Here is a 10,252-nt window from a genome sequence, read left to right on the forward strand (position 1 = left end):
GATGGGCAGCACCACGGACACCGGCCGGCCGCCCGGCGGCGCGGAGCCCGGCCCGCGCGCCGGCGTCACCCGGCGGGCCCTGCTGGGCACCGCCGGGGCCGGGCTGGTGGCGGGTGCGAGCGCGGGCGCGGCCGGGGCGGTCGCCCTGGACCGGGCGCCCGCGGCCGTACCCGCCGCCGGGCCGAGCGGCGCGCTCGGCGCCGGACGGGTGCCGTTCCACGGCGAGCACCAGGCCGGCATCCTCGAACCGCAGCAGGCCCGGGTCCAGCTGGCCGCCTTCGACCTGGCCGCCGGCGTCGGCCGGGACGGGCTGCGGACGCTGCTGCGCGACTGGTCCCGGACGGCCGCGCTGCTGGCCGCCGGCGAGCCGGCCGACGCCTTCGAGAACCAGGTGGCGCTGGACGCCGGCCCCTGCTCGCTGACCGTCACCTTCGGCTTCGGCGCCACCCTGTTCGACCGGGCCGGACTGGCCGACCGCCGCCCGGCGGCGCTGGAGCCGCTGCCCGCCTTCCCGGCGGACGCGCTGGACCCGGCCCGCGGTGACGGCGACCTCTTCGTCCAGATCGGCGCCGACGACGCACTGGTCGCCGTGCACGCCCTGCGGGTGCTCCAGCGCCGGGCGGCCGGCACCGCGGCGCTGCGCTGGCAGGCGGCCGGCTTCGCCCGGACACCCGGCGCCACCGCGCGGCCGATGACCGGGCGCAACCTGATGGGCCAGATCGACGGCACCAACAACCCCCGGCCCGGTGAGGACGGCTTCGCCGGCAAGGTGTTCTGCGCCGCCGGTGACGAGCGGAGCGCCTGGCTGAACGGCGGCTCGTACCTGGTGTTCCGGCGGATCCGGATGCTGCTGGACTCCTGGGAGGCACTGCCGGTGGACCGCCAGGAGCGGGTGATCGGCCGCCGCAAGACGGACGGCGCGCCGCTCTCCGCGCCCGCCTCCGCCGGCGAGACCACGCCGGTGGACCTGACGGCGCAGACGGCGGACGGCACCCTGGCCGTCCCCGCCGACGCGCACATCCGGGTCGCCGCACCGGCCGCCAACGGCGGGGCGGCGATGCTGCGGCGGGGCTTCTCCTACCACGACGGCCTGCTGGCCGACGGCTCGCCGGACGCCGGGCTGCTCTTCCTCGCGTTCCAGGCCGACCCGGGCCGGGGCTTCACCCCGGTGCAGCGCAAACTCTCCCGGGGCGACGGCCTCTCCCGCTTCCTGCGGCACGAGGCGAGCGGGCTGTACGCCGTGCCGCCCGGCGCGCCGGAGGGCGGCTACGTGGGGCAGACGCTGCTGGAGTAGCGGCCGGCCGGGGGCCGGGGCACCTCCCCGCGCCCGGGCCGGCCGCCCGCCCGGGATTCCCACGGACCGGAACGCGGCGGTGGGAGGCGGGCGAAGTGACTAAGGTGATCTGCTCGGTAACCCTTTCGCATGGAGGCGGCATGTCGGCCACCCGCTACACCTACCTCGGCCCGGCGGGCACCTTCACGGAGGCGGCCCTGCGCACCCTGCCGGAGGCGGCGACCCGGGAGCTGGTGCCGCTGGCCTCGGTGCCGCTGGTGCTGGACGCGGTGCGCGCGGGCGAGGCCTCGGGCGCGTTCGTGCCGATCGAGAACTCCGTCGAGGGCGCCGTCACCGCGACCAACGACGAGCTGGCCGCCGGCACCCCGCTGATGATCTACCGGGAGGTGCTGCTGCCGATCTCCTTCGCGCTGCTGGTGCGGCCCGGCACCGGACTGGGCGACATCAAGACCGTCACCAGCCACCCCGTCGCCCAGCCGCAGGTGCGCCGCTGGCTGGCCGCCAACCTGCCGGACGCCCGCTGGGAGTCCTCGGCCTCCAACGCCGACGGCGCCCGGCTGGTCGCCGAGGAGCGGTTCGACGGCGCCTTCGCGGGCGAGTTCGCGGCGCCGATCTACGGCCTGGACCCGCTGGTCAAGGACATCGCCGACGCGCAGAACGCGACCACCCGCTTCATCCTGGTGGGCCGGCCGGGTCGGGTCTCCTCGCCGACCGGGGCGGACAAGACCTCGATGGTGGTCTGGCTGCCGGACGACCACCCGGGCGCGCTGCTGGAGCTGCTCCAGGAGTTCGCGGTGCGCGGGGTCAACCTGATGCGGATCGAGTCCCGCCCGACCGGTGAGGGACTCGGCAGCTACTGCTTCCTGATCGACTGCGAGGGCCACCTCGCCGACCGCCGGGTGAGCGAGGCGCTGATGGGCCTCAAGCGGATCTGCCCGCAGGTGCGCTTCCTCGGCTCCTATCCGCGCGCCGACCGGCAGGTCACCAAGCACCGGCGGCCGGGCACCTCGGACGCCGACTTCGGCGCGGCGGCCGACTGGCTCTCCCGCTGCCTCGACGGGCGCGGCGACATCTGAGGCGCGCGGGGCCGCCGGGGCGAAGGGGGTGACCGGGGTACCCGGCTCCGGGTGTCCCGGGCCTGCGGGGCGGCGCGGCCGGCTGCGGCATCCGGGTGACCCCGGCCGCCCGGACATTTGATCGCCGGCTTTCGTTTTCCTGTTCTTTCTTGACTGTTTTCGACTGAACTCAGCCACCGGGGCAGGTGACCGCACCCGTCGTCCACAGGCTCCGCAGCGGCGGAACCGGCTGTCCACAGGCCCGGCGGCTGTCCACAGCCGAAAGTTATCCACAGACCTGGGGACGAGTCGACAAACCGGTATAGCCATCGGCCGTTTCGGTCGGAACACCGGTTAGCGGCGCAGAGATGACTAATCGGACCAGAGTCACCCGTGTGCCAGCAAATCACCCGTCTGAGTGCTTCAATTCCCTCACCCGGGAAGGTCAAATGAGGTTTGAAGCCTCAATTCCTAGGTTGTGGCCACTCTCCCCACCCGGATCCCGGCCATCCACAGCCCACCCGATCCACCTGTGGATAACTCACCCCCCGGCGCTTGCCCACAGGAGTTATCCACAGGAAAGGGCGAGTTATCCCCAGGGGAAATCCGCTACCGGTGGACGGGCCCCCGCCCGGTAGGCTTGGCCCCGTGATTGACCTTCGCCTGCTCCGTGAGGACCCTGACCGAGTGCGCGCCTCGCAGCGCGTCCGTGGCGAGGACGTCGACCTGGTCGACGCCCTCCTCTCCGCCGACGAACGGCGGCGGTCCTCGGGCAGTCGCTTCGACGAGCTCCGCAACGAGCAGAAGACGCTCGGCAAGCAGGTCGCCAAGGCCCAGGGCGAGGAGAAGACCGCCCTGCTGCAGCGCACCAAGGCGCTCGCCGAGGAGGTCAAGGCCGCCGACGCCGAACAGGGCGTGGCCAAGGAGGAGGCCGAGCGCCTGCTCCGCTCGCTGGCGAACCTCATCGACCCGGCCGCCCCGGTCGGCGGCGAGGAGGACTTCGTCACGCTGGAGGAGATCGGCACTCCGCGCGACTTCGCCGCCGAGGGCTTCGAGCCCCGTGACCACGTCGAGCTGGGGCAGATCCTCGGCGCGATCGACACCGAGCGCGGCGCCAAGGTCGCCGGCGCTCGGTCCTACTACCTGACCGGTGTCGGCGCGCTGCTGGAGCTCGCCCTGGTCAACATGGCGATCACCCAGGCCACCGCGGCCGGCTTCACCCCGATGATCACCCCGGCCCTGGTCCGCCCGGCCGCCATGGACGGCACCGGCTTCCTCGGCCAGGCCGCCGAGAACGTGTACTTCCTCGAAGAGGAGGAGCGCTACCTCGTCGGCACCAGCGAGGTCCCGCTCGCGGCGTACCACATGGACGAGATCATCGACGCGGACAAGCTGCCGCTGCGCTACGCCGGCTACTCGTCCTGCTTCCGCCGCGAGGCCGGCACCTACGGCAAGGACACCCGCGGCATCATCCGCGTCCACCAGTTCGAGAAGGTGGAGATGTTCGTCTTCACCGCGCCCGAGGACGCCGAGCAGGAGCACCGCCGGCTGCTCCAGTGGGAGAAGGACTTCCTGAACGCCCTGGAGCTGCCCTACCGGGTGATCGACGTCGCCTCCGGCGACCTCGGCTCCTCGGCCGCGCGCAAGTTCGACATCGAGGCGTGGATCCCGACCCAGGGCAAGTACCGCGAGGTCACCTCGACCTCCAACACGACCGAGTACCAGTCGCGCCGGCTCTCCATCCGGATGCGCGAGGAGGGCAAGGTCCGCCCGCTGGCCACGCTGAACGGCACCCTGGTCGCCGTTCCGCGCACCATCGTGGCGATCCTGGAGAACCACCAGCAGGCCGACGGCTCGGTGGTGGTCCCGGAGGCGCTGCGGCCGTTCCTCGGCGGGCGTTCTGTCCTGCCCCCGGTCAAGTAACGCCCACCGCACCACCGCCCGAATGCAACTCCCGGGAGACGCACGGCCCATGAGCAGTACCAGCCCCAGCCCCGTCTCCCCCGGCGCCGGTGGCGACCTGCCCTTCCGGCTGGTCGCCACCGACCTCGACGGCACCCTGCTCACCAGCGAGGAGACCGTCTCCGCGCGCACCCGCACCGCGCTGGCCGCCGCCACCGGCGCCGGAGCGGTGCACATCGTCGTCACCGGCCGCTCGGCCGCCTGGGCCCGGCCGGTCTTCGACGAGATCGGCTACCGGGGCATAGCGGTCTGCGGCCAGGGCGCGCAGGTCTACGACGCGGGGGCGCACAAGCTGCTCACCTCGCTCACCCTGGACCGCAGGCTGGCCGCGCTGGCGATCGCCAAGATAGAGGCGGAGACCGGCCCGCTGGCCGTCGCCGCCAACCAGGACGGCCTGGAGGGCGACGTCCTGGCCGGTCCCGGCTACGAACTCCTGATCGGCTCCGACCTGCCGGTGGTCCGGGTCGACAAGGGCGAGCTGCTCGCCGCCCCGCTCAGCAAGCTCTACATCCAGTGCCGCGGGCTCACCGACGACGCGCTCGCCGAGACCGCCCGCCGGGTCGCCGGCGACCTGGTCGGCGTGGTGATGTCCGGCGCCGGCATCGTCGAACTGCTCCCGCTGGGCCTCTCCAAGGCCACCGGCCTGGCCGTCGCCGCCCGCCGCCTGGGCCTGCGGGCCGCCGACACCATCGCCTTCGGCGACATGCCCAATGACGTGCCGATGTTCGGCTGGGCCGCGCACGGCGTCGCGATGGCCAACGCGCACCCGGAGCTGCTGGCGGTCGCCGACGAGGTCACCGTCGGCAACGACGAGGACGGCGTCGCCGTCGTCCTGGAGCGGCTCTACCCACGGCACTGAGCACCGGACGGGCCGCCCGACGGCACCCGGATGCTGACCGTGAAAGAAAGAGTTTGTATGCTCCGCTGAAGCTCCGCGTCTCCCGGTGCGGTGCTCCTGTGCGGTTGTCCCGGCCCACCCGGGCCGTGCCCGCCGGACACGTACAGGATTGCTGCTTCCGCCGCTGAGAGGTACGCGCATGTCAGGCCAGTGGGACGAGAGCACGTCGGGGGCGGAAGGCCGGCGGCGCGCCGCGAACGGCCCCCGCGGCACCGGCGCCGCACGCGCGGCCGGCACCCCGCGGACCGGCGGTTCACGCGGCGGCGCCGCCACCGACGGCCCGGCGGACGACGCCCGGGTGCCCGCGCCCCGGCCCGGCGGCCGGGCGGAGGCCCGGCGGGCCGCCCAGGGCAAGGGCGGCGGCCGCGGCAAGGGCGACGGCGGGCGGTCCGAGGACGGGAAGGCCGACGGCACCGCGACGGGCGGCCGCGCGGCCGCGCGCAACAGCCGCAAGCCGAAGCGGAACACCAAGAAGATCGTGGCCTGGTCGGTGGCCGGCGTCCTGGTGGCGCTGGCGGGCACCGGCGGCGCGATCTACTACAAGCTGAACGGCAACATCAAGTCCTTCGACGCGGACGCGATCGCCACCGACCGCCCGCCCGAGGCGGTCGCCGACGCCAACGGCAACAAGCCCGTCAACATCCTGCTGATCGGCTCCGACTCGCGGGCCGGCAAGAACAGCGACCTCGGCGGCGGCAACGAGGGCGGTGCCCGCTCGGACACCACGATCCTGTTGCACGTCTACGCGGACCACAAGCACGCGGTGGGCATCTCGATCCCGCGCGACGCGCTGGTGACCATCCCGGCCTGCAAGCTGCCGAACGGCAAGTGGACCAAGGAGTCGCCGGGGCAGATGTTCAACTCGGCGTTCTCGGTGGGCAACAGCGAGGCCGGCAACCCGGCCTGCACCCAGAACACCGTGGAGAAGCTCACCGGCATCCGGGTCGACCACACCATCGAGGTGAACTTCGAGGGCTTCGCGGCGATGACCGAGGCCGTCGGCGGCGTCGACGTCTGCCTGCCGAACGACATCTACGAGGGGCACCTGAACCCCAACCTGGGCAAGAAGGGCAAGGTCGTCCTGCCCAAGGGGAAGCAGAAGCTCTCCGGCCAGAAGGCGCTGGACTACGTACGGCTGCGGCACGGCATCGGCGACGAGTCCGACGTCGGCCGGATGAAGCGCCAGCAGGCCTTCCTGTCCTCGCTGATGGCCAAGGTCAAGGGCGAGGGCCTGAACCCGACCACGCTGCTGCCGCTGGCCGACGCGGCCACCAAGTCGATGACGGTCGACCCCGGGCTGGACTCGGCCAAGAAGCTGATGGACTTCGCGCTGTCGATGAAGAACATCGACCTGCACGACGTCAAGTTCCTGACCACGCCGTGGCGCTACAACGGCCCCCGGATCGACCTGGTCCACCCCGCCGTCGACAACCTCTGGAAGACCCTCCAGGCCGACCGCACCATCGACGGCGAGGACGCCACCGGCAAGCAGGAGGACGCGCCGCAGACCCCGGCCCCCGCCGAGACCACGCCGGCCGCGCCCTCGCCGACCGCCGTGGACGGCCCGCCGGTGAAGGTCGCGGTCTACAACGGCACCACCGTCACCGGGCTGGCCGCCAAGGCGGCCGAGACGCTCAAGACCAACAAGGTCACCGTCACCGGCACCACCACCGCCAAGAACACCAACAAGGCGACCACCACGGTGGAGTACGGCTCCGGGCAGAAGGCCAACGCGGAGCGGATCGCGGCGATGTTCCCGGGCGCCCAGCTGACGCCCACCTCGGCGGCCGGCATCAGCCTCGTCCTCGGCAAGGACTACGCAGCGGCCAACCCGGCCGCGACCGGCGCCACGCCCAACGTGCCGGCCCCGCTGCCCACCGAGGTGGTCAACGAGGCCCGCTCGGCCGACGACGACATCTGCAGCAACGTCTCCTACGGCTAGCCGCCGGCGGGTCCGTCAGAGCGCGGCCCGGATCCAGCCGTCGACCAACGCGGTGAGGTCCTGGTCGGCCTGGCCGTGCTCGACCACGTGGGTGCGGATGACGTCGCCGCCGCCGTGGCCGAAGAGGCCGCCGCGCTTGTCCGCCTCCAGCACCACCTCGACCCGCTGCGCGGTGGTGACGAAGCTGACCTCCAGCGAGTTGCAGGCGTGCGCGTACTGCGGCGCGGCGGAGAACTCGATCTCCTGGTAGAACGGCAGCGTCTGGCCGGTGCCCCGGATGTGGCCGGCCTCCAGGTCGGCCGAGCGGAACCGGAAGCCGAGCTGCAGCAGCGAGTCCAGGATCCGGCGCTGCACCGCCAGCGGCTCGATCTCCAGCGGGTCGGAGTCGCCCTTGTCGAGCGCGCCCGCGATGTCGACCTCCGTCCGCACGCCGAGCTGCATGCCGTGCAGGTGCTGCCCGGCGACGACGGTGACCGGGGCCTCGAACGGCACCTGGACGGCGAACGGGATCGACCGGTTCTCGCCGGGCGCCAGCACCAGCGGCGCGGTGACGGAGAACCGCGCGAACGGGTAGAGGCCGGTGCTCTCCCCCTCCTCGTGCTCGATCTCCACCCGGGCGACCAGGGTCAGCGTGATCCCCCGGATGTCCGCCTCGACCGTCCCGCCGGTCAGCTCGACCGTTCCGTGCAGGGTGCCGCCGGGCTGCACGACCGGCGTGGTCAGGACGGTGTCGACGCCGGGACCGCCGACGCCCAGGGCACCGAGCAGCTTCTTGAACACCATGGGGGCGCTCTCCTCGAAATAGGGGTGGACCGAAGTCGTCGGGAGGAACGCCAGGACGGCCCGGACGGTTCCCCCGCGCAGGTGCGAGCCGGTTGTAGGATGACCGGGCAAGCGGTTGTAGGATGACCGATGACCGCAGATCGACGCGCAGAGGGGAGCTCCGCCATGACCGCATCCGGCCACAGCGAGGACACCTTGCAGGCCGCCGGCCGGCGCTCCCTGGTGGACACCGCCATCGACCAGCTGCGCGAGCAGCTCGCCGCCGGCAGCTGGCCGGTCGGCTCGCGGATCCCCACCGAGCACGAGCTGGCCGAGCGGCTGCAGGTCGGACGGAACACCGTGCGGGAGGCCGTCCGGGTGCTGGTGCACGCCGGGATGCTGGCCACCCGGCAGGGTGAGGGCACCTTCGTGCGCAGCACCAGCGACCCGGCCTCCGTCCTGCGGGGCGTGCAGCGCTCCGGCGTCCGGGACGTCCTGGAGGTCCGGGCGGCGCTGGAGGCCGAGGGCGCCCGGCTGGCGGCGCTGCGGCACACGCCCGAGGACATCGTCCGGATGCGGGCCGCGCTGGCCCGCGAGGCGGAGGTGATCGCGGCGCACCCGGAGCGGGCCGGCCGCGAGGCGACCGTCGAGCACGACCTGGAGTTCCACACCGCCGTGGTCGAGGCCGCGCACAACCCCGCGCTGACCGAGGTGTACCGCTACTTCGGCGCCTCGGTGCGGGAGTCGATGCGGACGGCCTTCGGGGACCACGAGATGCCCGAGGTGGTCGTGGCCACCCACGCGGCGCTGGTGGACGCGATCGAGAGCGGTGACCCGGACCGCGCCGAGGCCGCGTGTCGGACGCTGCTCGCCGAGCCGACCGCGGCCGTCGAGCAGCTCCTCGCCGCCATCGCGGCCCGGAAGTAGGCGGCACCCGCCGCCGCCCTCCCGCGTCCGTCCCCCGTTTCCACGAAAGAGCAGCACGTCCCATGGCCGTCACCCGTGCCCAGCAGCCGGTCCTCGTTCCCGCCCCGCTCCCCGTCCGCACCCGGCTGGCCCACCCCGCCCTGCTGCTGACCGGCATCGTGCTGGTCGCCCTCAACATGCGGGCCTGCCTGGCGGCGATCTCGCCGATGGTCGGCGAGATCCAGCACACCTTCGGGCTCTCCGCGACGGCGAGCGGTCTGATCACCACCGTCCCGGTGCTCTTCCAGGGCGCCGGCGCCCCGCTCACCCCCCGGCTGACCAGGCGGTTCGGCACCGAGCGGGTGGTGCTGGGCGCGGTGCTGGTGCTCGGCGCGGGCGTGCTGCTGCGGGTGCTGCCCTCGGTGGCCGCGCTGTACGCCGGCTGCGTGGTGATCGGGGTCGCGATCGCGGTGCTGAACGTCTCGATGCCGGGCCTGGTCAAGCGCGAGTTCCCGGGCCGGGCGGCGACCATGACCGGCGTCTACTCGACCACCATGCTGGTCGGCGCCACCCTCGCGGCGGGCACCTCGGTGCCCCTGGAGCACGCCCTCGGCGGCGGCTGGCGGGCCTCGCTGGGCGCCTGGTCGCTGCTGGCCCTGATCGCCGCCGTCGCCTGGCTGCCGCAGGTGCTGCGCTCGCGCCAGGAGAAGGCGGCGGTGGCGGCGGCTCCCGCCGGCCGGCCGATCGAGGGGGTCTGGCGCTCGCCGCTGGCCTGGCAGATCAGCCTCTTCATGGGCATCTCGTCGCTGCTGGTCTACACCCTGGTGGCCTGGATGCCGACCATCCTGGCCGACCACGGGATGGACCGGAGCGAGGCCGGTCTGGTCTTCGCCTTCTCCAACCTGGTCCAGGTGGCCGGGGCCTTCCTGGTGCCGCTGATGGCCGGCCGGATGACCCGGCAGCGGACGCTGGCCGTGGTGATGGCCGTGCTGAACGCGGTCGGCATCACGATCCTGCTGGTCTCGCCGGTGCCCGGGGCCTGGGTGTCGGCCACCATCCTGGGCATCGCCCAGGGCGGCTCGCTCGGCCTCGCGCTCGCCTTCATCGTGCTGCGCACCGACAGCGCGGCCGGCGCCGCCCAGCTGGGCGGCATGTCGCAGGCGGTCGGCTACCTGGTGGCCGCGGCCGGACCGGTCGGCGCCGGGGCCCTGCACCAGCTGACCGGCGGCTGGAACGTCCCGCTGCTGCTGATGCTGGTGCTGGCGGCGGTCGCCGCCGTGGCCGGCTGGGGCGCGGGCCGCGACCGGACGCTCTGAGGCCCGGCCGGCCGCGGGGACAGCCCACAGACGAGCAGAACCACCACCCCCCAGAGGACAAGGGACAACAAAGCAACCCCACACAAGAGGAAAAAGCCCCACCACCAGTGGGGAAAA

8 protein-coding genes are annotated in these 10,252 nt (G+C 73.3%); 7 read left to right on the forward strand and 1 reads right to left on the reverse strand.

The annotated features are described in order from the left end of the window. Nucleotide 1 precedes the first annotated feature (1 nt). The 5 genes from efeB to ACZ4UX_RS32755 all read left to right on the forward strand — a co-directional run bounded on the left by efeB (nt 2) and on the right by ACZ4UX_RS32755 (nt 7,151). Nucleotides 2-1,294 carry an iron uptake transporter deferrochelatase/peroxidase subunit gene (gene efeB / locus ACZ4UX_RS32735; RefSeq protein WP_465709295.1) on the forward strand — a complete coding sequence of 431 codons (1,293 nt, stop codon included), beginning with the start codon at nt 2-4 and terminating at the stop codon, nt 1,292-1,294. A 140-nt stretch (nt 1,295-1,434) separates the two neighbouring features. Next, complete coding sequence (gene pheA / locus ACZ4UX_RS32740; RefSeq protein WP_465709296.1) at nt 1,435-2,370, forward strand: prephenate dehydratase; 936 nt, start codon at nt 1,435-1,437, stop codon at nt 2,368-2,370. A gap of 627 nt (nt 2,371-2,997) precedes the next feature. After that, nucleotides 2,998-4,272, forward strand: a complete 1,275-nt coding sequence (gene serS / locus ACZ4UX_RS32745; RefSeq protein WP_465709297.1) for a serine--tRNA ligase — start codon at nt 2,998-3,000, stop codon at nt 4,270-4,272. 49 nt (nt 4,273-4,321) lie between these two features. Next, complete coding sequence (locus ACZ4UX_RS32750; protein WP_329488939.1) at nt 4,322-5,170, forward strand: HAD family hydrolase; 849 nt, start codon at nt 4,322-4,324, stop codon at nt 5,168-5,170. A gap of 178 nt (nt 5,171-5,348) precedes the next feature. After that, nucleotides 5,349-7,151, forward strand: a complete 1,803-nt coding sequence (locus ACZ4UX_RS32755; protein ID WP_465709298.1) for an LCP family protein — start codon at nt 5,349-5,351, stop codon at nt 7,149-7,151. Nucleotides 7,152-7,166: 15 nt separating this feature from the next. On the opposite strand, the gene ACZ4UX_RS32760 is transcribed toward ACZ4UX_RS32755, so the two are convergent. Continuing rightward, nucleotides 7,167-7,934, reverse strand: a complete 768-nt coding sequence (locus tag ACZ4UX_RS32760) for a sporulation protein (RefSeq protein WP_352297729.1) — start codon at nt 7,932-7,934, stop codon at nt 7,167-7,169. 165 nt (nt 7,935-8,099) lie between these two features. Here ACZ4UX_RS32760 and ACZ4UX_RS32765 point away from each other — a divergent pair, with 165 nt between their 5' ends. Together ACZ4UX_RS32765 and ACZ4UX_RS32770 are read left to right on the forward strand one after the other, a co-directional pair. Beyond that, nucleotides 8,100-8,840: a FadR/GntR family transcriptional regulator gene (locus ACZ4UX_RS32765; RefSeq protein WP_465709299.1), complete on the forward strand. Its 741-nt coding sequence runs from the start codon at nt 8,100-8,102 to the stop codon at nt 8,838-8,840. A 62-nt stretch (nt 8,841-8,902) separates the two neighbouring features. Continuing rightward, the gene (locus tag ACZ4UX_RS32770) at nt 8,903-10,135 is read left to right on the forward strand and encodes a CynX/NimT family MFS transporter (protein WP_329488935.1); all 1,233 of its coding nucleotides are present in this window, start codon (nt 8,903-8,905) and stop codon (nt 10,133-10,135) included. Nucleotides 10,136-10,252: the final 117 nt, after the last annotated feature.

This window comes from Kitasatospora sp. NPDC028961, assembly GCF_055564815.1.

Bases quoted from the DNA above. Each gene is read 5' to 3' on its own strand.
- efeB (WP_465709295.1), top strand. From the start codon at position 2: ATGGGCAGCACCACGGACACCGGCCGGCCGCCCGGCGGCGCGGAGCCC.
- pheA (WP_465709296.1), top strand. From the start codon at position 1,435: ATGTCGGCCACCCGCTACACCTACCTCGGCCCGGCGGGCACCTTCACG.
- ACZ4UX_RS32770 (WP_329488935.1), top strand. From the start codon at position 8,903: ATGGCCGTCACCCGTGCCCAGCAGCCGGTCCTCGTTCCCGCCCCGCTC.
- ACZ4UX_RS32755 (WP_465709298.1), top strand. From the start codon at position 5,349: ATGTCAGGCCAGTGGGACGAGAGCACGTCGGGGGCGGAAGGCCGGCGG.
- ACZ4UX_RS32750 (WP_329488939.1), top strand. From the start codon at position 4,322: ATGAGCAGTACCAGCCCCAGCCCCGTCTCCCCCGGCGCCGGTGGCGAC.
- ACZ4UX_RS32765 (WP_465709299.1), top strand. From the start codon at position 8,100: ATGACCGCATCCGGCCACAGCGAGGACACCTTGCAGGCCGCCGGCCGG.
- ACZ4UX_RS32760 (WP_352297729.1), bottom strand. From the start codon at position 7,934: ATGGTGTTCAAGAAGCTGCTCGGTGCCCTGGGCGTCGGCGGTCCCGGC.